The sequence below is a fragment of the Ruminiclostridium josui JCM 17888 genome (genome assembly GCF_000526495.1).
GTDB classification, from domain to species: Bacteria; Bacillota; Clostridia; order Acetivibrionales; family DSM-1351; genus Ruminiclostridium; species Ruminiclostridium josui.
In genome coordinates this window covers 3,195,043-3,221,789 of sequence record NZ_JAGE01000001.1, presented here as the reverse complement: position 1 = coordinate 3,221,789, position 26,747 = coordinate 3,195,043, and the positions used below count along the sequence as shown (strand labels likewise).

The 26,747-nt window shown below is 35.9% G+C and carries 21 protein-coding genes; 6 read left to right on the top strand and 15 right to left on the bottom strand.

Features of this window, described 5'->3' with window-relative positions:
* Positions 1–16: 16 nt before the first annotated feature.
* The 8 genes from K412_RS0114445 to K412_RS0114415 all read right to left on the bottom strand — a co-directional run bounded on the left by K412_RS0114445 (position 17) and on the right by K412_RS0114415 (position 9,293).
* Entirely contained in the window at positions 17–850 is an 834-nt protein-coding gene (locus K412_RS0114445) for a DAPG hydrolase family protein (protein WP_024833765.1), read from the bottom strand.
* On the bottom strand, positions 847–2,589 hold the full coding sequence (locus K412_RS0114440) for an FAD-dependent oxidoreductase (RefSeq protein ID WP_024833764.1): 1,743 nt from the start codon (positions 2,587–2,589) through the stop codon (positions 847–849). The genes K412_RS0114445 and K412_RS0114440 overlap by 4 nt, the downstream gene beginning before the upstream one ends.
* A gap of 13 nt (positions 2,590–2,602) precedes the next feature.
* Positions 2,603–2,836, bottom strand: a complete 234-nt coding sequence (locus tag K412_RS20865; protein ID WP_024833763.1) for a 4Fe-4S dicluster domain-containing protein — start codon at positions 2,834–2,836, stop codon at positions 2,603–2,605.
* 68 nt (positions 2,837–2,904) lie between these two features.
* On the bottom strand, positions 2,905–4,941 hold the full coding sequence (locus K412_RS0114430) for a non-ribosomal peptide synthetase (RefSeq protein WP_024833762.1): 2,037 nt from the start codon (positions 4,939–4,941) through the stop codon (positions 2,905–2,907).
* Positions 4,942–5,003: 62 nt separating this feature from the next.
* Positions 5,004–6,710, bottom strand: coding sequence for an MFS transporter (locus K412_RS20860; protein ID WP_024833761.1), 1,707 nt, complete (start codon positions 6,708–6,710; stop codon positions 5,004–5,006).
* Positions 6,711–7,353: 643 nt separating this feature from the next.
* Entirely contained in the window at positions 7,354–8,052 is a 699-nt protein-coding gene (locus tag K412_RS0114420) for a flavodoxin family protein (protein WP_024833760.1), read from the bottom strand.
* A gap of 109 nt (positions 8,053–8,161) precedes the next feature.
* Positions 8,162–8,281 (bottom strand): PepSY domain-containing protein, encoded by a 120-nt coding sequence (locus K412_RS23110; protein WP_479691917.1) that lies wholly within the window; start codon positions 8,279–8,281, stop codon positions 8,162–8,164.
* A gap of 502 nt (positions 8,282–8,783) precedes the next feature.
* Complete coding sequence (locus K412_RS0114415; protein ID WP_024833759.1) at positions 8,784–9,293, bottom strand: hypothetical protein; 510 nt, start codon at positions 9,291–9,293, stop codon at positions 8,784–8,786.
* Between the two features lie 278 nt (positions 9,294–9,571).
* On the opposite strand from K412_RS0114415, the gene K412_RS0114410 reads away from it, so the two are divergent.
* Positions 9,572–10,207, top strand: coding sequence for a biliverdin-producing heme oxygenase (locus K412_RS0114410; protein ID WP_024833758.1), 636 nt, complete (start codon positions 9,572–9,574; stop codon positions 10,205–10,207).
* 155 nt (positions 10,208–10,362) lie between these two features.
* On the opposite strand, the gene K412_RS0114405 is transcribed toward K412_RS0114410, so the two are convergent.
* The 5 genes from K412_RS0114405 to K412_RS0114385 all read right to left on the bottom strand — a co-directional run bounded on the left by K412_RS0114405 (position 10,363) and on the right by K412_RS0114385 (position 18,408).
* On the bottom strand, positions 10,363–11,358 hold the full coding sequence (locus K412_RS0114405; RefSeq protein WP_024833757.1) for an MYG1 family protein: 996 nt from the start codon (positions 11,356–11,358) through the stop codon (positions 10,363–10,365).
* Positions 11,359–11,594: 236 nt separating this feature from the next.
* Complete coding sequence (locus tag K412_RS0114400) at positions 11,595–13,214, bottom strand: ATP-dependent nuclease (RefSeq protein WP_024833756.1); 1,620 nt, start codon at positions 13,212–13,214, stop codon at positions 11,595–11,597.
* 22 nt (positions 13,215–13,236) lie between these two features.
* Positions 13,237–16,197, bottom strand: coding sequence for a type III restriction-modification system endonuclease (locus tag K412_RS0114395; RefSeq protein ID WP_024833755.1), 2,961 nt, complete (start codon positions 16,195–16,197; stop codon positions 13,237–13,239).
* A 14-nt stretch (positions 16,198–16,211) separates the two neighbouring features.
* Positions 16,212–18,176 (bottom strand): site-specific DNA-methyltransferase, encoded by a 1,965-nt coding sequence (locus K412_RS0114390; protein WP_024833754.1) that lies wholly within the window; start codon positions 18,174–18,176, stop codon positions 16,212–16,214.
* Complete coding sequence (locus K412_RS0114385) at positions 18,169–18,408, bottom strand: helix-turn-helix domain-containing protein (protein ID WP_012103576.1); 240 nt, start codon at positions 18,406–18,408, stop codon at positions 18,169–18,171. Before K412_RS0114385 ends, K412_RS0114390 begins: the two co-directional genes overlap by 8 nt.
* A gap of 815 nt (positions 18,409–19,223) precedes the next feature.
* On the opposite strand from K412_RS0114385, the gene K412_RS0114375 reads away from it, so the two are divergent.
* Entirely contained in the window at positions 19,224–20,981 is a 1,758-nt protein-coding gene (locus K412_RS0114375) for a phage/plasmid primase, P4 family (RefSeq protein ID WP_024833753.1), read from the top strand.
* A 40-nt stretch (positions 20,982–21,021) separates the two neighbouring features.
* Here the strand turns inward: K412_RS0114375 and istB are convergent, their stop codons facing one another.
* A complete protein-coding gene (gene istB, locus K412_RS0114370) occupies positions 21,022–21,816 on the bottom strand; it encodes an IS21-like element helper ATPase IstB (RefSeq protein ID WP_024831762.1) in 795 nt (264 codons plus the stop codon).
* The gene (istA, locus tag K412_RS0114365; protein ID WP_024831761.1) at positions 21,813–23,045 is read right to left on the bottom strand and encodes an IS21 family transposase; all 1,233 of its coding nucleotides are present in this window, start codon (positions 23,043–23,045) and stop codon (positions 21,813–21,815) included. The genes istB and istA overlap by 4 nt, the downstream gene beginning before the upstream one ends.
* Before the next feature lie 23 nt (positions 23,046–23,068).
* On the opposite strand from istA, the gene K412_RS0114360 reads away from it, so the two are divergent.
* The 4 genes from K412_RS0114360 to K412_RS20855 all read left to right on the top strand — a co-directional run bounded on the left by K412_RS0114360 (position 23,069) and on the right by K412_RS20855 (position 26,719).
* Positions 23,069–23,590 carry a primase-like DNA-binding domain-containing protein gene (locus K412_RS0114360; RefSeq protein ID WP_024833752.1) on the top strand — a complete coding sequence of 174 codons (522 nt, stop codon included), beginning with the start codon at positions 23,069–23,071 and terminating at the stop codon, positions 23,588–23,590.
* A gap of 273 nt (positions 23,591–23,863) precedes the next feature.
* On the top strand, positions 23,864–24,763 hold the full coding sequence (locus tag K412_RS0114355) for a phage major capsid protein (protein ID WP_024833751.1): 900 nt from the start codon (positions 23,864–23,866) through the stop codon (positions 24,761–24,763).
* Positions 24,764–24,838: 75 nt separating this feature from the next.
* Positions 24,839–25,042 (top strand): transposon-encoded TnpW family protein, encoded by a 204-nt coding sequence (locus K412_RS0114350; RefSeq protein WP_024833073.1) that lies wholly within the window; start codon positions 24,839–24,841, stop codon positions 25,040–25,042.
* A 57-nt stretch (positions 25,043–25,099) separates the two neighbouring features.
* Complete coding sequence (locus K412_RS20855) at positions 25,100–26,719, top strand: recombinase family protein (RefSeq protein WP_034847577.1); 1,620 nt, start codon at positions 25,100–25,102, stop codon at positions 26,717–26,719.
* The last annotated feature ends 28 nt before the right edge of the window (positions 26,720–26,747 follow it).

Below are 26,747 nucleotides of genomic sequence, written 5' to 3'. Positions count from 1 at the left end.
ATCTTTTATCTGGTTACTACAGTGGTAAATTACCAAATTCTTTATAAATATCAGGTAAAAAAGATGAGAGATGTGAAAACTCTTGAACATTATTAAATGCAAGCCCCATAGGTGCTTCAACCGGTATCACAACATCTTTGGGAAGTACTAACATTGGAATACCTTTGTTTATCCTATATCCTAACCAAAATCTTGTTCTAGACTCTACACCATATTCGGTTTCACGAAAATTATGAATCATTATAACCGGCATTTTGCCCTGACTTTTCCCATAGTTATTATCACGGCTTTCTATTATGCCATAACCACCTATTATCGTTGATTTAGAAGTATCCAATGCTTTAGTAATTCCTAATTCTCTGTGTGTTAAGAAATGAATAACTACGTCCTGGGGCCCTGCTCCAATATCCTCAACTTCGAAATGTATTACTCCCTGCGATTTTTCTTCTAACGGTATATTGGGATTTTTTATTTTCTCTCTATGTTCATCTGAAATAGCAATAGTTTGGTGACCGTATGGATTCCATATTTTATAACGCAAGCCTTCTAAAGTATGCCATGCATACCACCACTGTATCATTTCTATTGTGCAACCTGGAAATTTATTATTTGTCGCCACATATCCTGCGCCATTTTCCAAAATACAATATCCGGTTTCGACTTCCATGTATCCCATCTTCAACAACTCATCCATATTTTCAGGATAAAGTGCTTTGCGAGGGTTCATGGGACCTTTGTTTAGTTGCTCTATTTGCTCCATATTGGGTTGAGCTAATTGAGTTTTATAGTATTTAGCATAAGGCTTTTTTTGTTCTTCCTGGGTCATCGGAATTAGCTGTTTTTCTTTCATGTATTTCCCCCTATGTTTTCAGGTTTATATTTATAGTTCTCAAATGGTACTTCCATCTCGTCAGTTATAAGACTTCCGTTTATACTCTTTGCTGTATACCATTTAACTTTATTTAATTTCTCAGGATAGTCTTCTCTTAAAAACCATCCTCTGGATTCCTTTCTTAATAATGAAGTGGTAAAGAAAAGTTCTGCACAAATCAGCATTGATTCAATTTCATTACATCCAAATAATTGATGTGCGTCCTCGGCTTTTAACATTGATGTCCTTAATTTTAGCTCTTGAATTCGTTTCAAAGCAGCCAAAATTCTTTCTTCACTACGATATAAACTGTTTCCAAGGGGCTGTATAACTTTATGTATTTCCGGAAGAAAATCCATAACCTCTATATTTCCATTTTGTGATAAAGGTTTCTTAAAACGCATATCGATTTGTGCAACTGCAATTTCATCAATATTTCCATAATTTTCGACAGAAGTATATTCTGCAGCACTTAGCCCTGCAATACGCCCTGAGTATTGAGCAAAAGCTAACCCACTCCCCCTAACACGTCCCGGAGGTGGTGGTACTGCTCCAGCTACAGCGGAACCACCATAGCATATATCCCCTGCTGCAAATAATCCCGGAATTGTAGTTGCCATATTCATATCAACCTGAAGACCAGAGAACTCACCTATAAAGCCCGGAATTACTTCGTCGCTAGTGCGTTGAGAAAATGCATTAAAAAATAAATTGTTCCAAAAACGGTCAGCATATGGTCTTTCATAAAAAGAATCAGATCCTAGAACTGAAGTTAAGTATGGCATCAATGGATTTAACTCCATTCGGTAATGCATAGGTCCATTGCCGTCACGCATCTGTTTATACCATTCAGCAAGTGAATTTTGATCTACATCCGGATGCTCTCCTCTTGTATGAGGCTCCCCTACATTTTCACCTTTATCATTAAATAAAGCAAACTCAACGCCCATGTCAGATTCAAAGTTATCAAGGGAGGTCCAATTATAGAAGGATCCAAACTCACAATTTCTAAATTGTGCACCTGCTCTGAAAGCTGCTGCCATTCCTTCCCCGCGTCCAGGCGACCACATAGGCATTATGCGATAATTTTGTGAACCAGTCGCAAGTATAACAGACTTGGCTTGGAATACTATTTGTTCTTGTGTATCTATATTGTATCCTACTGCACCGCTGATCCTGTCACCATCTTTAAGCAGATCAACAATTCCTGTTCTATCAATAATTTTGACTCCCACACTTCTTGCATAACGGCATACATTTAGCATAAAGTCTAATTCAATAGCGACCAATGTCCAAGGGAAATGTTCCGGTTCATCAAAAGTTCTTTTTCCGTATTCATCAGTACCGGTTATTTGAGCTAACCACTTTAAAGTTTTAAAAGAGTTTTCTTTGTTTTTGCAAATTTTACCATTCGACCATTTATCTAGTAGCCTTACCCCTTCATCAAGGGACATAGCATATTTTCTTAATGCATTTTGGTCATTCAAATAATCTCCGATATGATGAATATGATATTTTACAAAGTCTTCCGGATCAGAATTACCCATCATAAACATAATTCCTGCGCCTCTATTTGCTTTGCCGGCATAGCCAGATGTATACTTTTCGACAACGGAAACTTCTAATTCAGGAAATGCCTCCTTTGCAGTTATAGCCGCTGATATACCTGCAAGGCTGCCACCTACAACTAATATATCTGTTTTCGTCATATCCAGCATGATTTATCTCCTTTTACATTTCATTAATATTCTCACGTGGGAATAAATAACTTCCATAGTCCGGTTCAACTTTAACGGCTCGTTTTGGACAGTTAATTTCACAGTATCCGCACTGTACACATTCTTTAGGATATTTTACAATCGGTTTATTAGCTGAATTATCCCATTTTATTACATCGATAAAACATGATTTAAAACAGATTTTACAACCAATGCAGAGTTCTTTATTTATTATTATTGTGTTCATTCTTCCCCCTCAATTTAGTAAAAAACTTTGATAATATATTTGAATCAAATATTCATCGTCTTGAGAATTTAGCTAATATTTTTTTGAATATATTCACATAGCGATTTTATATTTTCACACTTTAAAAGTGTAGCCATTACAATTTTCATATTAAAAGTTTTAATTATTTCATTAGAAAAGTCCAACAACTTTATTGAGTCAAGACCATTAGAAGCAATTGGAGTCTGGACGTTTATATTCTCAGGTGATCTACCAGAGAGGCGGCTGATAATTAATTTAATCTTATTTTCGATATCTTGTATTGTTTGCGAATCAGACGAATATTCGTCACTTGATGTTTCTTTCCATGAATAAATTATATTCATCCTGTTATTAAGAAATTTTTCCTTAGTAGAATTCTTCAACATTTTTCCTGTTGGTGACCTTTCTATCTCCCCAGGTTTAACTAAATTTATTGAGTAAACTGGAATTTCCAAAGCCCCATAAATTTTATTTTGTATAGACTCAGTTACTTTTAGCAAATCATTTTCTGTATAGTTATTTTCATTGATTTCACATACTACTATAAGCCTTTCTTTATCATCTATTTCATCTACAACAAAGGATGTACATGCTGCTGTGCTAAGAAAAGGATGAGAACGGCCTATCAATTCATCAATATCATCTAAATAGTAATTCTTTCCGTTTACAATAATCATTGATTTACATCTACCTGTTAAATACAATTGACCTTCATAGAAAAACCCCATATCACCCATTCTATAAAATGGACCTTCTCCTGTATCCGCTATATACGCATTTAATAATTCCGTTATAGTTTTTTTGTCACTATTCCAGTATCCTTTTGCTACGGTATTACTTCTTACCCAAATTTCACCTATTTCATTTTTTTTACATAATTTTCTTGTATCTGGGTTAACTATTTCAACTTTTGCAAACCTATTGACTTTCCCGGCACTTACCACCTGTTTATATTCCGGTCCGTCAACAGTGGATATTCCAACCAGATTTTCCCCTATTTTCTTTTTGTTTAAATATTTAATAACAAGACCACATCCAAATGTTAAATTCAATGTTTCAGTAGAGCCTAAAAGGTTCTTTAAAGCTTCGGGCCTATACCCGTATTTACTAAATTTATTGCAGAATTTATTATATGTATCAACACGAATTTTCTCACCAGAATTTAAAACTGTTATACAGCTGCTTAAATCAAGACCGATGCATTGTTCGTCTGTGATTTTCTTGCAGCAAAGTTCTAGCAGAAAGTTAATAGTACCCGAGTAATCAGCTTTGTATCTCGATATAGCCTTTAGCCACAAAATAGGGTTTATAACTACACTTGTATAAGGCAATAATACTACATTGAATTTATGGCAAAGTGAATTAACCGTTGCAACATTTAGTCCAAAGGCATTATGTAAAGGCATCCAAGAAACTAATGTTCTTTGAGAACTAATTGGCATCCATGCTTCCATAAAAGCATCCGCACTGGTTAAATGGTTTTTATTTGTTTGCATAACACCTTTAGGTTTGCCAGTGGACCCCGAAGTATATAATATGCTTGCTATAGTGTCCAATTCCATTTGAGGGTCATTCCACATAATTGGATCATAATCCTCAATTTCATCACCAGAAATGATATACTTGCACCCGTAAGATTTTAATTGTCCGATAATATGTTCTATGTTCGAAAGCATAATGTTTGTTGTTAATATACACTCGGCTTGTGAATCAATGACAATATCCTTTAGCAACTTCTCTGCTTTCTCACCCAAAGGTGGAGCAACTGGTATAGCAACTACTCCGGCATATTGACAGCCAATAAAATATAAAAATACATCTACTGAGCGTTCTGAAAATAGAACTACTCTATCACCGGATTTGCAGTTATCTAAAATTTTTAATGAAAGACGTTTTGCCAATGCATCCAGTTCTGAAAATGTATATTTTTCTTCAACTTCTTCTCCGTCTACTAAATATGTAATTGCTACAGAATCAGGGGTTTTCTCAGCTCCTTCTCTTAAGACATCAACAAGAGAGTTATACTTTGAACTGAAATACGCCTCGCCAATATTTAATACATCTTTATATCCTGATTCAATCATATTAGCCCCCTATTATAATGATAAAAATATTGAATTTGAATTAAAAACTATGACCTTATATTTCAAATTTGCATCCCTATACGTTTACCAGGAAGTAAGGTAATTAGAAAGAAAGCTATTAAAAAAACTATAGATACAAAAACAAGTGCATACTTGAAAGATAAATTGAACAAAAGCTTACGGTGGTGGTTATATTCTTTTTTGATTACATTTAATACTGAATCTTTCATTTCATTTGATATTTGATTATTTGATTTTGCTTTATCTAGCTGTTTGACACAAGAAATAGAGCGTTGAGTATCATTTTCAAAAAGTCCTTCAGAAAATGTGACCCTAAAATCATTAATAAGTTCATCCTGTAGCTTTGCTGGTATACCTATATTATGAAATTCGGATTGTATATTTGGAATAGCCTTTTCAACACTTATGTTTGCTTGATTTACCAACACGCCAAAAAAGACAACTCCTACCAAAGCTACGCCTATTCCATTGGCCATTTGTGTTATAGTATTGATAATTCCAGATGCAGATCCAACATCATCATTTTTAACACATCCAATAATGATATTAGTAAGCACTGGAGATATCAATCCACTTCCTAATCCACCAATTATCATCAGCGGAACCATATTCCAAGACCCTATTTCTTTTCCTTTTGCAAATATAGTAATAATCATACCTACCATAGCTATGATTAATATAACCACTCCCGCTCGAATCAACTTTCTTCCATATTTATTCACAAGCTTAACAGATTTTCCAGAAATTAACATTACACTTATTGACCAAGCCAATGTGGTCAAACCAGCATTTTTTGTTGAAAAGCCCATTCCTATCTGCCAATACACCCCAAAAGTAAAGAAAAAAGCAGATATTGCTGAAAATACACATAAATTAACAAGAAGTCCTGCAGCAAACTGTTTTTGTTTGAACAAGCTTACAACAACCAGAGGAGATCCTGTTTTATTGGTTACATGTTTTTCATAGAAAGCAAAGGCTACAAATATGGGAATTGACATTAGTATCATCAGAAAAGACCAAATAGGCCATCCGGCTTCTTCCCCTTGAATTAGAGGATAAATAAATAGCAATAAACCAACAGTAGCAATTACAATTCCTAATATATCCATACGCATTGCTTTCAAAGATTTTGATTCTTGAATAAATATCATAGTACATATTAAAGTAACAATACCTATTGGTATATTAATTAGGAAAATAGCTCTCCATCCAAGATTCAAAATATTTCCCTGAATTAAAAATGCACCAACTAGCGGACCGCTTATAGTAGCTAAACCAACTACTCCTCCATATATTCCCAAAGCTATTCCTCTTTCTTTAGCCGGAAATAATATATAAATAATTGATAGTACCTGGGGTATCATCATCGCTGACATTGCCCCTTGTATAGCACGGGCTCCAATGAGCACTATAGAATTTTGTGCACAACCACACACGGCTGAAGCTAAAATGAATCCCGCAACTCCTATTAAAAAAATACGCTTACGGCCAAAAATATCTCCTAATCTGCCACCAACTATAAGTAAAATAGATAATGAAATTGAATATGCTGCTATTACCCATTGCATAAGCGCAAGACTTGTACCGATATCTCTTTGAATTACAGGGATAGCAAGACCTACTATGGTACTGTCCAAAAGATCCATAAATACAGCAGCAAGTATAACTGTTAACGAAATCCAGTGACGTTTTGGAATTTTCTCTTCACTGCTGTTACGAATATTATTGTATCCTCCGATATTCTCCACAATGAACTCCCCCTTATACTTATAAGTGTTTACCTATTACATAAATTAAAATGAAATAATTTTATCCTTCTATGTTTATTGATTTAAATAAATTGAAAATTTATTTGGTAATGACTAAATTGTTACTGATTAAGCCAAATATAAAGTTCATTTATGAAATATACGCTGTTGCGGAAATTTGCGCAGTTTTAGAAGCTCGGAAAAGGGCTTTGTTTATCTAAAATGCCCCATCAGCAATTAGCATTTAATAAGTGCCTTTTGTAAATATAGTACCTATACACTTCTACATATTAGTGGTATAATAAAATAGCAATGCAAAATAGCATAAAGCTATTATGCAACTAGCCCATAAGTCATCTGCTCCCGCCAAGAAGTTGTATGACTTATGGGTTTTTAACTTATATCTTTTTTCTGTAAATACCTAATTAATTTTGAATTAATCCTTATTATAATTATTCAAGTATATAATATTTGCGACAATATTTATACCATATTTTTCATTTTAATACATTATTTTTGAAATATGACTTATAGTTACATTTTTACTTACTAATTATAAGTAAATATATATAAATTGTCAATATTTATTTGTATTTACAATTTATGCATTATTATCGTTTTATTGGTATCAATTCCTTGTCTTCTATTTTTTCCAAGGTCGCTCCTTATTTAGCCACCCCCGTTCCTCCCAATACTTCCTTTCGACAGGAGAAGAATCCCATCCGGCTTTGTGTATGTTCGCCATAATAAAAAATATAAATTTTGTCTTTATACTTGCTCTTGGCCTTTTAACACGTGCCACCTTTTGGGCAAACTTATTCATATCTTTTTCGATTTTTATTTTCTTATCCGCCTTCACGCCAGCCCAGTTCATGGCCTGTACGTTAATGCCATAGCTTTTTATAAAAGGAACACCCCAATAAAAGAGAGACCTTGTCACGCCCTTAATTGCCTGCTTGGTTCCTGCTCCAGCAGCAGTTGAAATAACAACTGCTTTCTTTCTAAACATCCACTCTCTAGGACAATGTGCCATCCAATATGTAAACATCATGTCAAGAAAAGCTTTCATTGATGCAGATGGACCCATGCAATAGTTTGGGGTAGTGAAAATAAACATATCAGCCTTTTCCATAGCGTCGATAATGCTCCGCTTTTCCTTGTAATATGGACATTTTGTATCATCATCAATACATTGGTAGCAGCCCTTGCAAAAATGATTCAAGTCCCTTGGCAAGAAAAACTCTGTAATCTCATCCTCCGTTGCAAGCTTATCTGCCAATAGCTTGCCTATATGATAAGTACTTCCCATATGGTTTTGCCCATGTATCATCGTAATTTTCATGCTAAATTCTCCAATCGCAGTATTAGAATTATCGGCTTAAGAAAATATAATCCTTGTTTCATGTAATTTAATACTACATTTGGTATATTTCTATGTCAAGATTCAACATTTACCGCACTATTTCGTTTTTAATCATCCTCTTTTCAACTCTTAATATCTGGCCTGTAGTCGCATAAATATTAACTTCATATACACCATATGTTGTACGAATATAGATTTCATAGTTCATATCGCTAGCGTTCTAAAAATGGGCAATATAAAACCGCACACCATTTAATAACTGAATGTACGGTTACCTTCACAAAAGTGCAGCTCAATTGAATCTATAAAATTATTAACACTTAATCAGTTAATTTAATATAAAAAAGCAAAATACGCAATACTAAGTAATTATGTAATGTTTAAATCAAACTTTACGGAGTAGATTGAATTATATTCTCTTCAAACAAAGTTTCAAAGGTATTTGTCGCACCTCCATGCTCAACGATTTTTCCATCCTCTATTTTATCAATATCAACACCAGAAAATAATAACTTTTTCCCTGTATTCAGTTAAATCTTATTTATTGTTTCATAAAGTAATAAAAAAGAACGAACATATTTTATATAATCAAAAATACCTTCGTTCTTTTACTTGCTTGTACTTTATGATAAATACTACATCCGATTAACAATGACACCGAAAACAATAAATGAAGCCACAACCAAGAAAATAATTATGTATCTTCAGTGCTAAAACACAAACGAAACGTTGGATATTGTTATACTATCTGAGGAAGCGTTAGTAATACCTACAAAATAATAATTTGTTTTGTCAGCGGTATACGTTATAGTAGCACTGGATGCCTTCTTTGTCCCAGACTTCCAAGTATTTGGGTGTGTTGTGTCTGAAGTAGAATTTTGATAAAAATAATATTCGATGGTAGCATTTCTGTTTAATGTATAAGAAAACGACATGGATGTGTCTTTGGTAACGTAAAAACCTCTGGGTCCTGGTTGCATAAATGCTGTGTACCAACCATTATCCAGGGTAATTGAACCTGACCAGGTATATCTTGCACCTATTGCCGGAATTAATCCTTCTTTAACGATTTCACCTTTTTCATTATAAACGGTATAATAAATGTCGTGTACGCTCGCATTAGTTGCAACGCTCGCAGCACTTACAGAAAAAGATAACCCCATTACCGTTGCCAAAATCATAGAAAGAACAATTCTAAATAATTTTTTTGATTTGCTCATGTTATACCTCCTGTTAAAGACTTAGTTGATAATTTTGAACGTATCTACTTTTTATGATAAATAATCGGATGTAGCACTAATAACATAATAACTTCTAGATTTCTTATGCTGTCAGGCGCATTTAATTGCAGTATACACAAATATGCTTTCTGCCGGTAAAATTAAGCCTATTATGATGTTTGTATAAAAAACCAGATTTAGCTATACAATACTGTTAAAGAATTTAGCAAATACTAATAGCTTATTTATATCATTATGATAAAAAGAGGTGAGTTTTTATGGATTTTACGGTAAACATAAAAAATAACACTAATGCATTGCATTTAGCATCTGAGAAAAGTGGGTTTATAAAGAGATTAATCGAAGGAAACGCAAGTAAAGAAGGATATATTGAATATATATTTAATTTACATGCTATGTATAAAGCAATAGAGGATACTCTTAATAAACATTTAAACCATGAAGGTATTGAATATTTTGCTACAAAAGAATTGTATAGATCCGAATTAATAAAAAAGGACTTAGATATTCTGGTTGGAGGTAAACTATCTGAAATGAAATTATTGCCTTCTACAGAAGCATGTATAGCAAGAATACACGAGATAGATAAAGAGCATCCTGAGTTAATTGTAGCTTATGCTTATGTCAGGTTTATTGCAGATTTATTTGGAGGAAGAATATTCCCAGACATACTAACAAAAAGTTATGATATTCCTAAAGATGCCTTAAACTATTATATTCAACCTGACATTGGAAATATCAGAGATTATGTAATGGAATATCACAAGAAATTTGAGAAATTAAATTTATCTGAACCCATGCAAAACTTATTTGCTATAGAAATAAGCAATGTTTATATTTATAATATTGGAATTTCAAATGAGCTAGATGCAAAGTTATTTCATGCTAAATAAGTATACTCACATTTTGTGAAAATAAAGTAATCAGCCTGACATAAAATTCTTTTCAGGTCAGGCTGGTCAATATTAAATAACCATACAGCTACGTAGCTAACGGAAGTACCAGTGCTAAACCAGTAAGTATTTCTGTTTTGCTACAGCCCTTCCTATTATCTATTTCTTCTGATTTTAATCACTAATTTATTTTGTAAAATTAACCTTAAAATATCAAAAACATTTCTATCTACAACCCTGTTTTCTATCTTTTGTTCAGGCTTTGAAATAGCGATATCTGCCATTTTTAATATACTTTCAAATGAACCGGCTTTTGCTATAAATCTTGATGAATGGCAAAAGACAGCATCTTTTACTCCTACAATGCGGCTCAATTCCTCTTCCCTTTTTCCAGCCCATTCCTCTGGAAGACTCTTTCTGTCCTTGCGCACTTCACCGTACTCACGAACCGTTTGCATATAGTATCCTTCTTCTTTTGGATAAATAACAAACAGAACTTCTTTATTTTTATCAATCTCTTTTAGCGTACGTTCCCACGGATATGAATTATCCAATACTAACAGTTCAGGTCTCTTACGATTGTTGTAAGCATCAATTACAAAAGTTCTCGCTTTTAGTGTTGAAACCTTTTGATCAATTAAGTTTTCCAGAATATCTTCCGCAAATCCTACTGCATCATTAAATGCTGCATCCACTGACTCTGGGGAATCCCATGTAGGGTTATAACCACCAATAATTGAAGAAATACACATAGTAGGAATAATGTTCTCTGTTGTCCTAATACCATTATCGGCTGCATCAATTCCTTCTACCAGTACAGTATCTACGTACCTGAAAATAATTTCTACTTCATTTTCTGATACTTCCGGATGCTTTGATAATATTGCTTGCTTTCCAAATTTTCTCCATATTAGTCCACAAGCAGCATATGGTGTACCATTGTCCCTATACTCCTTTTCCAACTGATGATGGTCAAACTCCCCATTGCCAATATCGTATATTAAATCTTGTTTCTCAAGAATTTCCGGGTCTCTGGTTCTGGTCAATTCAATTTCAAATACCTGTTTCAGTATGGCCGTTGCCATTACTTCGTCAGCATGAAATCTGCCGCTATGAGTTGCTACTTTTTTAAATTCTTTATTTATATCCAAAATAATCCTTCTTTCAAAAATTTTTAATGAAATTATTTTTACATTATTGTGTTCTATCAAGGTTATTTTGATTCATAAAGAATTAATGTTTAGCAATTGCTGTGCTAACTATAAAAGAGCGACCAAAGAAGCGTTCACTTAGGGATTGAAGAAAAACTTAAATGAACAGCTTCAAGCGGGGCAAAAAAGACCACATAAGAGTTTTTATACTCCTGTGTGGTCTTTTTAACATTCAGCTAATTTTGTCCCAATAGTTCTATAATTAATAGTTTATCTGCAATATCCTTAATAAAATGAGGAATTTCCTCTATATGTTGTGCAATAGCTTTAGCTTTTCCTGGCTTTGAAGAAATATGATATTTTTCAGAAATAGTTTGTTCCATTGAAGTATAATCCTCTATTGCTGTACGCAAATAGGATTCAAAGTCTTTACCGAAGTATGCATAATCGGCTCTAACAATACAATTTTCAGTTTCTGTATCCCATTCTTCTTCGCAAAAGATGCCATTAAACACATCCCTAGTCTTTGATGCATTCCTGTCACAATCAAATATAGCATAACAATTATAACCGTATGCTTTAAATAACCTCCAGTACAAGGGGATTGCATCCTTACCGCGACAATTAACAATTTCGGTTCCATGTTCAGCTAAAGAATACCCACTACGTTTCAAATACACTGGCAGAGCAAAATATTCAGTAGCTCCCTCCACTAAAATGATTGTTTCGGCAAACATTCCTTTTAACTGGTCTGAAAATAGTTTTGTCGAGTAAAAATCAACTATATTTTCTGGTGACACACAATTCTCTGGAACACCTGACCCTATACAAAAATCGCAAAGTTGCTGAGCGGATAGTTGTATTGCTTTAGTAACTCCACCCTCTTTATGTACTCGAACAAGTCCGTCTAAGTATTCTGCATCTATGAATTCTGCGGAATGTGTTGAAATGATTACTTGAATACCACATGAACACATATCCACAACATATTCCTTTAACCATCTTTGAGCTAAGGGATGAAGATGGGCTTCTGGTTCTTCAATAATCAACACAAAGTTTTCACCAGTGAATACTTCCATATATGCTTTAACAAAAGCCATTAATAAGACTTGCTGTTCACCAGTGCCGAATTCTTCAAATCCACGAATATTATCTCCCTCTTTTGCATAGATCCGAAGTGACTTTGCATAATTGTTTGGATCATAGGCTGAAAAATCCACAGCCAATGAATGAACAAACCCTTTTACCGCTCCCTTTAGAGCTTCAGAAAATCGATTAAAAAAACCAGAGAATTCATCAGTCTGTTCAAAGGATGCTGTAATTTGATTAAAGGCTTGTGATAATTCATCTTTATGCTCTGTACTTAAGGCTTCATGTATCTTCTTTGAAAACTTGCTTAACAGAGAGTAGCTACTACTATAATTAAAAGCACTCTGGATATTTCTTTCAGCATCAATCAAGTAAGATTGACAAGCGGAACGCTCTTCATTTTTTATATATAACCTATTTCCATTAACATCGTGAAAAAGATTATTATTAGCCTGTCCATTATAATTATAACTTATAGTTATCACATCATGTCCATTCCCTCTACTATCATAATGTAAAGGCTCAGAAAATTTAGCAGTTATCTGTGCGGTAGGATATTCACTTTGATTACGTTTAAAGTAATCACTTTCCAACATCTCAATATTTGTTGGATACCTTTCACCAAGTAATCTATTTATAGCTGATAATATATTAGATTTTCCTGCGTTATTCGGTCCAAATAGGACAAGTGGCTTATTTTGAGGAAGTTTAAGAGCCACTTTTTCTATCGACCGATAATGTTTAATTAAAAATGCTTCTAACCTCAATCTTTCACCCCCCTAAATTAAATTACTCTGCCAATACTTCCTTAATAATCTGAGCCATCTGTTTGTTGTTTAACTGATCACGGAAATAAACAGTGTATCCATCTTTCGAGAGCATATCAAAGAAAACACGAGCACAATCAATTTTTGCTTTTTCTGTACCACGTAAGTCGGATTTATTTTCTACGTCTTTTGTTTCGACTACAATGTTAAGCTCTTTCTCACCGGAAGCCTTTCTTACAACATACATGAAGTCTGGACTGTACATTCCACCGGTAATAGTTGGTATGGCAATGCTGCTACGTGGAATTTTTCCATATACAATGACTTCTTCGATGTCCGACATAATATTTTTTTGTTCCAACGGTGAGTCATAAGCGAAAGCATCATATAAATACTTCTCACTTGGAGTTCCCGGAACTATCTTTGTGCCAATACGTCCCTGCGCAATATCTTCACGTGGAGAACCGTCTGAATAGGTGAGTGCTGTTGCACCAACAGGCGTATTGCTTTTTGCATAATGGAATCGACCTTGCAAATTATTGCTTCTCCAGTCATGAAATTGTTGGATAAACATGCTGACAGAATTTTCATTAATACGTTCTGGATTTATAGTTCCATTCCTCTTAACATACTCACACAATGCCTCATGCAATACTTTAATTGGAATGTTTGTAGCATTTGTGATCCTCTTAAGAAATTCATTGTAGGGAATAGGTTTGGATACTATATATTGGGCACCTGTATCTGAAACAATCATCATCTGTGAGCCATCGCTCTTAACGATATCTCTGGAGCTAGTCATGACAACGTCTGTAAAAACACCGGGTTTTTCCAGCAAAGATAAAACAACTTTAGCCATATCAGCATCCAGATCATCATCATAGAAAAGTAGGTATCGTTGATTGATTGCTTCCCATAATTCGCGTATTTCACTGTAAACAGCTTTGCGGATTTTTACAGGTCTTGGTTTTGCTACATTTCGGTCTTTTACCTTACCTGAAGACAATCCTGTAGCAAAGTCCGGGTATTCTGCAAAGAAAGCGTCCCTTGTATCGGGTTTTATATTTAATCGCCTGTCTATGTAATGTTTATCATATAGTGCATCAAAAAGTTCATCTGAAGTCATGCCAAGCTTCTTGGCCACTTGTTCCAATCTTTCTTCGCTAATAGAAGAAGCTTGTGGAATTTCTCCGTTTATTTGGTCTATTAATCGTTTAGCAAAGTCTGCCTCTGTGAAGTCGACAATATAATTAAGCTGGAATTCTTCATTGGAGATTCGATTACCATTCTCATCTACAGGCAGTCGTAAACCTCGTCCAACCTCTTGCAGTTTACTGTTTTCACTTCCACTAGAACGAAGTTTAGCTATCGTAAATACATTAGGGTTATCCCAGCCCTCTTTAAGTGTCCATTTTGAAAATAGAAAACGTAAAGTGTTATAGCTACCGTCTTTATTCTTGAAAGAGAGAAGGTGTTTTTTTCCATGAAGGATAGTTTCTACTTCTTTTGCTATATCTTCATCCGAATCGCTATTGTCCTGTGAAAAATAGCCTGCATGGCAAGCAGAAATATCTGCAAGACTTGCTTCCAGATATGCCCGATATTCAGTATCATGCTCACTGAGGGTAGATAGCACCGATTCTATCCGTTCCTTAAGCAATCTCTCAAAAGCTTGTAATAGATAAGGGGTTTTACCTTCCTCGTTTGGTCGATATGATGATATATCATCGATAAAAAATAATGCCAATGTCTTGATCTTGAAATTGCGACCACAGAAGTTTATTTTTTCTGTTTCAAAATGACGCTCAAGGGCAAGACGCATCATCTGCTCTTGATAAGAGGTCATATAGATATCCACATCCAATTCCTCACCAGTTGACTTTTGAATACCATTAGAAAACTCAACTGTTGATTTGCCAATAGCATGAACCGTAATTCCCTCGAAAGCTTCATTAATGATAGATAGTGAATCTCCAGTTTTAAGAGTAAATGTTTTAGTCGATTCATCACGCTTTTTATACTGAAAGGTAACAGAATCCTTGCTTGTGATGGAAGTGATTTTCACCTTTTCTTCACGCTTGGATACCGGTTCAAAATGCTCCTTCGTTACTCCCTTTATCAAATTTTGATTAAAAGATTCACAGGCATTTAAATCATAGAGCAGGTTTTGGTAGTCTTTTACGGTTATTTTGTTTTTTCCACGTCCACTTGTAGTTTCAGGGAAGGTAGCACCAAAGCGTATAAGACACTGTGGTTTTATTTCATCAACGATAACCTTAAATGCCTTCTGGTCACGAGAAAATCTATGTGGCTCATCAATAATAACAACAGGGTTTGTTGCACGAATAGCATCAAGTGGTCTATAAAAACCTTCTACTCCATAATCATAGTCGTCACGGCTAAGCATACCATTTGATCGGACAACAAGTAGTTGCATATTAACTAATAATACATAAATCTTCTTCGTGTTCTGGCAAGAACCTTTTACAAAGTCGCTCACAACACTCGGGAAATAGGAGCGCCCCTTTTTCTTGTTTTTTGGCGCTTCTAGTACTCCAACCTCAATTTCTGTACCATAGCCACAAACATCGGAAAAATGTCGCTTTACATATTCATCACGCAAAAACTGTGCAGTTCCTGCTTTAATCGCAAGTGAAGGTACAGCGATAATAAACTTATTAAGATCGTAACGTTTATGAAGCTCATATATAGTATGAGTATAAACGTAAGTCTTTCCTGTACCAGTTTCCATTTTAATATCAATATTCAAGCAGTCACCAATAGGCATACTGCTTCGATATTCTGAAGGTATATTTTTTTGAATTTCTCTAATATTTGCAGCTAGTTTAGGATCAGAAAGAGAAATACTTGGGTTTTCATAAAATTGTACAGGAGAAGTTATCTGTACCCCATTCAAAGCAGCACTTATTGCATCTACAGCTTTTTGTTGGTGTGGTAATCCTCGTTGTAGGATAAGTTCCATAACATACCCTCCAATCAATAACGGATATCGAAGTTGATACGCAAGTTTTTCTCTGTATCCTTCAACCGTTTCAAATTAATTTTTAAAGCTTCCATTTCCGTCCATGTAAAACTATAACCGAATAACACCACGTTCTCAGGATTAAAGCTGCCGTCAGTTTCATATTTTACTACAATGGCTTCAATCGCCTTATTAGACAATTCCGGGTCAATTAGGTAAAGATGTTTTCCTATATAATAGCCATTGTATCCAGCAAAATTTAACTCCTCAGCTTCTGCTGTAAGTCCATATCCATCTCTAACAAGCCACGTTGCAAGGACGGTAGGTTTTCCAAAATCACTAAGAATGTCTTTGTCAGCAAATAATTTATTTTCAGTAGGGTCAAACTTTTCAAGCTTGTCTAGAGTGTTTTGCTCAGGCTCAACCAATGTATAGTGCTTAAAGCCAAGGTCAACTGTTGTATCTGGATACTTTTCTCTTATTTTTACAGCTGCTCGTAGTATGCGATCCATGCCGATTTGGTCTATGGTAGTGTATCCTGCTTTTTCTGCATCACTTCCTGGCTTTACAGGCTCTTGTAGCTGTATAAGTATATATTTTCGTTTTCCTTGGGTTACTGCATTCATTCTCATGATTGCATGAGCAGTAGTTGCACTGCCAGAAAAAAAGTCAACTATTATATCCCCATCATTACTTCCAATTGTAAGTACTTTTTCTAACAAACCAATAGGTTTTGCTGTTTCAAAAACTTTTTGCCCGTCAAATAGATCTCTAATATCTCTTGTTGCCTTTTTATTGCCTTCGATATCAGTCCAAAGAAATTCATGATTTGTGTCATCTGGTGGCCAGAAAAAGTCTTGCCATATGTTCCCTGGTGCTTTTGTTCGATTTTCTAAATAATATTTTTGATATGGGTGCCAAACTTTTTTCCCAAGCAAATCAGTTTTTCTCCATTCAATCAATCCATCTTCCTCGAGCTTTTTTGCTGTCTCTGGAGCACATATCCATCTGCTCTCATATCCAGTAGGACCAATAGGATAGACCTCAGTACCATCTGGAGCAATTAATGGATAGTACATGGTTGGCCTATCTTCACGTCTATCTTCACCACCAGTTCTACGTAGTGATCGAGTTAAATATCTATTTCCATCTTCATCAATCTGATTATATATTCTTGCATCATCTTCATTCATAGCTAATCCATTGATTACAGCAGCGGTAATATTTCTTGCGTATACAAGCATATAGTCTAATTCATTAACAAGACCATCAAAACCTCCGCCAGTTGGAGTACCTGTTGCACGCGAAATGCAAGTCAAGAAATTATTTTCTCCGAAGACATCATCACATATCAGTTTAAGATTGGCTTGCTCATTATCATCAATAGAAATAAATATAATCCCATCATCCTTAAGTAAATCCCTAGCCAGTAAAAGACGTGGGTACATAAACATTAACCACGCAGAATGAGAAGCCGAACCACGCTTTGTTAAGTCTAAAATACGTTGTGCCTGTTCTTCTCTAATACTTAATTTTTCCGAAAGTTCTTCCACAGTAAAATTGAACTGGTCATTATACACAAATCCATCTGTTCCAGTGTTATAAGGAGGATCAATATAAATACATTTAACTTGACGTGAATAGGACTTCAAGAGATGCTTTAACCCATCAAGATTATCGCCACTTATGTAGATGTTTTCACTGTTCATATTTTCTGATTTTGAGTTATGTTCCTCGTCTGGCACAACAACAGTTGTAGTATCAATCGAAGCCAACAATCGGGCATAATTTTTTCCTAAAAACTTGAGTTCATAACCCTCTCCTGTGACAGCAATCTTATCACTTAAAAATTCCTTAAACCGTTCAATATCAAAGGACCCATCTGCCTTAAAACATGAGGGGAAATTTTCTTTTAATACAGCCATTTCTCGACAGTTCGGCGTTGCACTATCATTGGCATTCATAATATCCTTAATCATTGTTATCATTCACCTTGCCTTTCTCAATTTTATCAGGTACAAACTCTAAAATATCACAAATGTCACATTCTAATGCTGTGCATATTTTTTGAAGTATTTCTGTATTTACATTTTCGTTTCTGCCAAGCTTTGTGATAGTTGCCGAGCTAACACCGGAAAGGCGTTGCAAATCTTTCTTTTTCATATTCTTATCAATTAGCAGCTTCCATAGCTTGTTATAATGTATTGCCATTTTTTGCACCTCCCACAAATATTAATAATTATATCACAAAAACACGCTATAAACAGTATATATTTTTAATCTCACATTATTTTTCGTCTATTTCAATCACAATTTTCTATTTACGCATTTATCTTAAGATGTTCGAATTAAAGCTTTTAGACAAAAAAGTCGAAAAGTCTAATTGAAAAATCCAAAACTACAGCATTAAGCCTTCTTAAATTTAATACCACTTTCGCTCAAATTTGAGCAAAAGCATAAACATTACAGCCGTCTTTTCTGGAAAAAAGACAGGCTATTTTTTATTTTAGGGGTTCGAATCAATAGAATTCTTCGCTTATGGATGAGGAAGAAAAATATTTTTAGAAAATCCTCAACTAATGTGCCCTACCAAGGCTATAAGGTGAGAGGAAAATACTTTGCTTGACCATTCGAGTAAGCTATTTGCTGTGGCATTAGCTAAGGGGTTAATAATTTCGGCTATTAGTAGAGGAAAGCAATTCACAGAAATATTTGTTCCTGTACTCAAACTGCAGGTTTGAGGCCTGTGGAGGATGAGAGGAAATTACCTTAGCAAACTCTGTGGATCTGCCTTTCTCATGAACAATCAATGAAAACATAGTTTTTCTCTCACTGCTCCTTGACAACTGAATACCCCGAAATGCAAGAGATACTTCAAGCAGAATATGCCATGACGATAATTCCGAGCGTATTCCTTGAAAGATAACGAGGTTGTGTCAAACAAGGCAAACCCTCTGGAACAGTAGTGTTTCGGGTCATTTATAAAAGGCAAGGAGGTGAAGTAACTGAAAACACAATATGATAACTTGCCACAGATACTTAAAAGTAAGCCACAGTTTTGCTGTTGGAAATATGAAGAGCGAAGTGGTAGAAAAACCAAAGTTCCCTATAACCCGATAACAGGAAAAAGGGCAAAACCAAATCAACGTGGTACATTTAAAGATTTTAGTTCGGCGGTAGCTGCTATAAGTGATTATGACGGTATCGGATTTTTGGTGGGTAATGACATATGTGTTATCGACTTAGATGATTGCTTTGATAGCAGCGGTAAGCTTAAGCCTATTTCCCAAAGTGTTGTAGACTCTTTTAGTGGTTGCTATATGGAACACAGTCCATCTGGGAAAGGGTTGCATATTTTCTTTAAGGCCACTGACTATGACTTTGACAAAACAAAATACTATATCAATAACAGAAAGCTGGGAGTTGAGGTTTATGTGGCTGGAGCAACAAATCGTTTTGTTACCGTAACAGGCAATGTATTTGTAGATGGTGATATATCGGAGAAATCGAATGAACTACAGATGATACTAGACAAGTATATGTTGCGTCCTACCCCTGTGAAGCAACTACTGGATACAGAAAGCCGATCCTATCTATCTGACAAGTCTGTTATTGAGAAGGCATTAAAATCAGCAAATGGAGAAAAATTCAAAGCATTATGGCAAGGAGATACGTCAGGCTATGCTTCTGCAAGTGAAGCTGATTTGGCACTTTGCGGTATGCTGGCATTTTGGTGTGGCAGGGATATTGGACAGATAGACAGACTTTTCCGGCAGAGCGGCCTAATGCGAGATAAATGGAATAGACCACAGTCTGGCAGTACTTATGGAATGATAACCATAGAAAAAGCAATCGCAAATGCTACTGAGATATACAAACCGGGTGGTATACATTCATCAGCTACAGAAGATTTTGGTGAATGTTCCCTTGCTGGCTTTAAGCCTGAGAGTAACGATCGCTACCCTTGGACAGATATTGGGGCAAGCAGGTTGTTTGCTGATTATTATAAGTCTTTTGCCCGCTTTGTTCCCGAAAGGAAGATGTGGTTTTGCTATGAGAATGGCATTTGGATTCCTGATGTCGGTAATCTCAAAGTAATGGAAATGTGTAAATCATTGGCTAATCAACTGCTAACCTATGCTTTGACTATTCAAGATGAACATCAAAGAAAGGCATACATTGACTATTGCCGAAAGTGGCAGTCAAGAAGATACCGAGAAACGGTACTTAAAGATGCACAGAGCGTATATCCCATATCAATGGCTGAATTTGACCAAGACCCGCTTATGCTCAACTGTGCCAATGGAACCTTGTTTTTAATATCCATGGATTTTCGTCCCCACAACAGCGAGGACAGACTCACAAAGATATCTGGTGTTAAATATGACCCAGAAGCAAAAAGCGAGCGATGGAATAGATTTATTCATGAGATTATGAGCGGAGATGAGGAAAAGGCAAAATTCCTCCAAAAAGCCTTTGGCTACAGTATCAGCGGAGACACTCGGTATGAATGCCTGTTTGTTCTTTATGGTGCTACAACTCGAAATGGTAAAGGTACGCTATGTGAGAGCGTTCTTAAGGTATTAGGCAGTTATGGCTGTACCGCAAGGCCGGAGACTATCAGTCTGAAAAAGAACAATAACAGTTCAAGTCCAAGTGAAGATATTGCCCGGCTTTCAGGAGTACGCTTTGTGAATATCTCCGAACCTAGCAGAGGACTTGTCCTAAATGCTGCACAGGTAAAAAGCATGACAGGTGGTGTCAATGACGTTTCGATTTTGTAATTTTATAGCGTTTAAATTTTGCTGTTTTATGGCAAAAAAATTATTCCTTAGTCTTAAATAATGTATTTACCATTGTGGTACTTCCTGTCATCATCTCCTTTCGTTCCTTTAGACGATAACTTTCACCTTTAATACTTACAACTTGACAATGATGTAGAATTCTGTCAAGAATAGCGGAGGCAATAGTTATATCTGAGAATACTTCATTCCATGCTGAAAAAGCTTTATTTGAAGTAAATATGGTTGTATTTCTTTCATATCGTTTGGCTATTAATTGAAAAAATAAGTTTGCACCTTGAATATCCATTGGAAGATATCCAATTTCATCAATGATTAGTACCTTGTATTTGGCAAAGTTCTTCAATCGTTCCTGAAGTCTATTTTCATAATGGGCTTTGTTCAACTGCGTAATTAAGTTATGGCAGTTAATATAATAAGTGGAATATCTATGCTCTGCAGCAATCATTCCAAGTGCTACAGCAAGATGTGTTTTGCCAACACCAGGAGTACCTAGAAAAACAACATTTTCTTTATTTTCCACAAAGCGCATGGTCGCAAGTTCCATGATCTGCTCTCTGTTAATGCTAGGTTGAAAATCAAAGTCAAACATGTCAAGTGTCTTTTTATATGGAAATCCTGACATTTTAATTTGATTTTCCACAGCTCTTGATTTCTTTGACTTGGCTTCTTCTGTGAAAATATGATCTAAGATATCGACGATATTTCTCTTTTCATGAATGGCTTGCTCTAAGTAATTATCAATAATCGTAAGTGTATTTCTCATTCCTAATGTTTCAAGGTTGTTCTTGATTCTTTCGTAAGCTAGTTCACTCAAAATGTTACTCCTCCCATCAGCTCATCATACTGTTTAAGAGAATGTTTTGGAGATGGAAAATCTACAATATCTGGATTATGTAGAAGTGTGTTTTCTATATCAAAACTCTGTTTAACCAACATTGTTTTATAGTGTTCTTTGTTGACGTTTAAGGTGTTTTTACTGTATGATAATTTATGAATTGATATTTGTTTTCCTTGAAAATATGCAGCTAACATATTTTGAAGGACAATGACTGCCACATCTTTGCCTACATATTCTGCTGGTACAGAATACTTATTACCGGCATAGCTGATAAGGCAGTCTTTTTCAACTCTTCGAAGATTAATTTTGTCTATTATGTATTCTCTTTTTAATGGAGATAACATCTCATCTCTCAATCGATCAATAGGACGTTCATTGGTAGTTCCATGAACCTTGCTGTTAACCTTATTACACCATGCATACGCCTGTCCATTTAAGTCATCGAGAGAAGCGTATTTTATACCTGTCATAAAGTTGTCTCTAACATACGCAACGGTTCGTTCTACTTTTCCTTTTGTCTGTCCGCGATATGGTCTACATAGAACAGGCTTATATCCATAAAATCCTGCAAAATCTTCAAACTGTCTATTGAGTTCACTGTCAGCTTGTTTTAATAATCGCTTTACAACAACTTGTTTCATATTGTCGTATAATATTTCTTCAGGATATCCTCCAAAATATCGAAAAGCATTTACATGACAACGTATTAGTGTTGAAGTACTCATATCTGTTACAAATTCAATATATCTCATTCTAGAATACCCTAAAACCATGAGAAAACAGTAAAGCTTTTTATATTCTCCATTTTCCAGTACCTTATAGTTTTCAAAGAATCCCCAGTCAACCTGTCCCTGAAGTCCAGGCATCGTTTCAAATCGGACAGTGGCTTTTTGATTTAAGTCCTGTTTTTTTGATGAAACATACTCACGGACTATGGTATATTTGCAGTTACAGCCTTGTTCTAGAAGCTTTTCATGAATTCTTACTGCACTAAATGGTGCTTCTTCTAGCCATAAATCGATCTGGTGCTTGTAAGAGTCTAATTTAGAAGGTTTGGGACCAGTAAGCTGATAGACAGGTTTTATATCTGATTCTGCATATTTCTTTGCAGTACGTGGATCCATATGATATTTTCTTGCAATCTCTGTGTAAGATAATCCTTTCTTGCGATCATTTCGTATTTCCATCCAGTAGTTTCCTTTCATTCTTTGTACACCCCAAGTTTTATTTGAAGTGTATCACAAGTTATTTTGTTACCACCATATACATACAAAATTTAACCGCTGTTTTCTTACATTTTATCACCGTCATTGACACTTTTGAACGACACTTTGATGAAAGCGAGCAGGATAAAAACTTAAAACGTGAATTCGCCAAAGCGAAGAATCAGAGTGCTATCCTCAACTGGCTAATTGAAGGCTATCAGCTGTTAAAAAAGGAAGGCTTAATTTTACCTGATTCCGTTAAGACAGCAACGGAGGCTTATAAGCGTGACAGCGACAAAATAGCATTATTTTTCGAGGATGCCTTGGAGGAAAATCCTAACAGTGAGGTGCGGACATCCGAAGTATATGCCCGGTATCAGCGTTGGTGCAGTGCCAATGGATGTTATTCGGAGAATGCAAGAAACTTCAAACAGGCATTAACAGCTATCGCCCGTGTAGAACGGAAACGACCACGTTCTGGTGGTGGAATGACCACAATGCTTATCGGATATAGGCTGACAGAAGAAGAATTTCTTCTTATTTAAACACAGTGTAGCAGCTTGTAGCAAGAAAAACAGGTTATATAAAAAATCGCTCTCGTATAGAGAGTTTAGTTTTTACCTGCTACATCTTGCTACAAAGCTTAAAACCACTGAAACCACTGGATACAAGTCCATGTGTTAATACCTACCCCCTAGGGGAGTTCAAATCTCCACACCTTTTCATCTGGACAACGGGCGTGGGGCAACGCGTAAAAAAACGCGGTTTCAAACGGGGTATATACCCCACATTTAATAAAATTTAGGAGGTAAACGATTATGGCAACATCAACAACTTATAATAGAGCGTTTTGGAATGTTATGAAAGGAAAAGAAGAAAACAATCAAAATCTAAGCGAGGGCTTTGATAATGTAGGAGCCTATGTCGCACCAGATGAGTTCAGAGAAGGCTTTAACACTGCTTTGGCAAAGGAGAATGTATTCCGTAGATTTGCTACTGTTATCAATCTATCTTCTGCAGAAGGTAAAATTCAAGCGGTATCCTCAACGGGGACAGCAGATTGGGTTGAAGACGGAGATCCAATTCCCGAAAATGCCGATACATTTACACAGTTTCTGGTGAAATCATACAAGCTGGCATCTCTTGTCAAGCTAAACTGCTCATTCGTCACCGATATGAACTTTAATCTTGAAAAATATCTGATGGGTGATTTTGCGAAGCGTTTTGGCAAGGCTGAGGAAAATGCATTGCTTAATGGAAATGGCACAACACAGCCAACAGGTATCCTTACAGCAGATGCAGATGTAACTACAGCAGATAGTGCTACCATCTCTTTTGACGAGATTATCTCTCTGTATTTTTCATTAAAAGATGAATACCGAAATAACGCTGTGTTTATCATGCACGATAATACATCCATGCTTCTTAGAACCCTTAAAGATACAAATGGCAGTTATCTATGGAATACTTCAGATAACACCATCTTCGGAAAGCCTGTAGTTACCTCTCCATATATGCCTACAGTATCAGCAGGAGCAAAAAGCATTGTATTCGGAGATCTATCGTATTACTGGCTGATTGAGCGTCAGCCAATAACAATAAAGAAATTAAGTGAGTTATATGCATTGCAGGGGCAAATTGGATTTTCTGCTTACGAAAGATTGGATGGCAAGCTAATTCAACCAGATGCTCTGAAAATATTACAAATAAAAGCTTAAATAATGGATTAGGTACTGGGTCATCAATTCGGCTCAGTGCCAGTTCCTTCAAAACATCGGACAGGAGGTCACGATATGGAAAATCAAAGTAACAGCCGCACAACCAAATCCGATATCGGAGGTACGGTCTATGTGGTGGAATCACGAGTAAGCGATTCAGCAAAGGAAAGTGCATATTCCAAGCTGAAACGACTGATTACAGTCAACGCAAAAAGCCTTTCAAAGTTATCTGATAGTTCATATAAACCCACGGAAATCAACTCGACTTCTTCAAGGTAGTACGGTAATATACATAGTGCTAAACCGCTTGAAGACTGTCGGAAATGGAGGAGAAAAATGAATAGACAGTCAACATTTAGCACTATACGTAAATCAACATTAGCATTTGAAGAAGCGAAAATTACTGCTCTTTACTGCAGGCTTTCCCGTGATGATGAGCTTGCAGGGGACAGCAACAGTATAGTAAACCAGAAGGCAATTCTAAAGAAATATGCTGAGGACAACGGTTTTCGTAACATCGAATTTTATGTGGATGATGGGGTCAGCGGTACAACTTTTGATAGACCAGACTTTAACCGCATGATTGCAGATGTAGAGTCCGGTAGAATCGGAACGATTATCATCAAGGATATGTCCCGCTTCGGCAGGGATTACCTCAAAGTAGGTTATTATACCGAGATTATGTTTCCTGAAGCAGATGTACGATTTATTGCTATTAACAACGGTATTGATAGTGCAAACCAAGCAGACAGTGACTTTACACCGTTTCTTAACATTATTAATGAATGGTACGCTAAGGATACTAGCAAGAAAATCCGTGTTGTGTTCAAATCCAAAGGACAATCCGGTAAGCCACTCTGCACCAATCCACCTTACGGTTATATTAAAGACCCTGAAGATAAGTTGCACTGGATTATAGATGAGAAAGCCGCCGAAGTGGTCAGAGATATTTTCCGACTGTGCATGGCTGGCTTTGGACCCACGCAGATAGCAAAGCAACTTGAAAAGCGATGCATTGATACACCTACGGTTCATCTTCGCAAAATGGGTATTAACACTCCAGCAAGACCACCTGAAAACCCATATGCTTGGTCGGCTCGTACCGTAGCAGATATTCTGGCTAAAATGGAATATCTAGGTCACACGGTGAATTTCAAGACTTCTAAAAAGTCATATAAGAGCAAAGTCAAGATATTGAACAATCCAGAAGATTGGCTAGTTTTCAAAAATACCCATGAAGCAATTATTGATGAGGGGACTTGGGAAACAGTGCAGAAAATCAGAGATGGCAAGCGAAGACCATCACGATTAGGTGAAATGGGAATGCTTTCTGGCATGATGTTTTGTGCCGACTGTGGAGCAAAGCTGTATCAGGTTAGAGGCAAGGGATGGACACACGATAAGGAATATTTCGTTTGTGCGACTTACCGCAAGAAAAAGGGTATGTGCAGTTCACATCAGATACGTAATGTTGTAGTGGAACAGCTTTTGCTAGAAGATTTAAGACGTGTAACCTCCTTTGCCAAAGACCATGAACAGGAATTCATCCGTATAGTTATGAATAATTCAGAAAAGGAACTTGCCAAAGAACTCCGCCAAAGTCAAAAGGAGTATGAACAAGCACAGACTCGCATTGCTGACATAGACAAAATCATTCGAAAGCTATATGAAGACAATGTGATGGGCAAAATTCCCGAAGAGCGTTTTTACAAGATGTCGGCTGAATATGAAGCCGAGCAGAAGGCACTGGAAGAAAGGATATCCAAATTAAAGCATACCATTGATACAGCAAATGAACAGTCCCTCAATACCGACCGCTTTTTGGCACTGGTTAAAAAGTACACAGAAATTACAGAATTGGATGCAGAAATTATCCGAGAGTTTATTGACAAAATTATAGTATTCAAGGCTGAAAAGATAGATGGCCGCAGAACCCAGCGGATTCAAATTTTCTGACGCTGTAAATAATTTTGTGTATGAAACA

Coding starts and splice junctions, on each gene's coding strand:
- K412_RS0114420 (WP_024833760.1), bottom strand. CDS start 8,052: ATGAAAATTACGATGATACATGGGCAAAACCATATGGGAAGTACTTAT.
- istA (WP_024831761.1), bottom strand. CDS start 23,045: ATGAAAGGAAACTACTGGATGGAAATACGAAATGATCGCAAGAAAGGA.
- K412_RS0114355 (WP_024833751.1), top strand. CDS start 23,864: ATGGCAACATCAACAACTTATAATAGAGCGTTTTGGAATGTTATGAAA.
- K412_RS23110 (WP_479691917.1), bottom strand. CDS start 8,281: ATGAACTATGAAATCTATATTCGTACAACATATGGTGTATATGAAGTT.
- K412_RS0114390 (WP_024833754.1), bottom strand. CDS start 18,176: ATGATTAAGGATATTATGAATGCCAATGATAGTGCAACGCCGAACTGT.
- K412_RS0114395 (WP_024833755.1), bottom strand. CDS start 16,197: ATGGAACTTATCCTACAACGAGGATTACCACACCAACAAAAAGCTGTA.
- K412_RS0114445 (WP_024833765.1), bottom strand. CDS start 850: ATGAAAGAAAAACAGCTAATTCCGATGACCCAGGAAGAACAAAAAAAG.
- K412_RS0114430 (WP_024833762.1), bottom strand. CDS start 4,941: ATGATTGAATCAGGATATAAAGATGTATTAAATATTGGCGAGGCGTAT.
- K412_RS0114350 (WP_024833073.1), top strand. CDS start 24,839: ATGGAAAATCAAAGTAACAGCCGCACAACCAAATCCGATATCGGAGGT.
- K412_RS20865 (WP_024833763.1), bottom strand. CDS start 2,836: ATGAACACAATAATAATAAATAAAGAACTCTGCATTGGTTGTAAAATC.
- K412_RS0114410 (WP_024833758.1), top strand. CDS start 9,572: ATGGATTTTACGGTAAACATAAAAAATAACACTAATGCATTGCATTTA.
- K412_RS0114415 (WP_024833759.1), bottom strand. CDS start 9,293: ATGAGCAAATCAAAAAAATTATTTAGAATTGTTCTTTCTATGATTTTG.
- K412_RS20855 (WP_034847577.1), top strand. CDS start 25,100: ATGAATAGACAGTCAACATTTAGCACTATACGTAAATCAACATTAGCA.
- K412_RS0114440 (WP_024833764.1), bottom strand. CDS start 2,589: ATGCTGGATATGACGAAAACAGATATATTAGTTGTAGGTGGCAGCCTT.
- K412_RS0114385 (WP_012103576.1), bottom strand. CDS start 18,408: ATGGCAATACATTATAACAAGCTATGGAAGCTGCTAATTGATAAGAAT.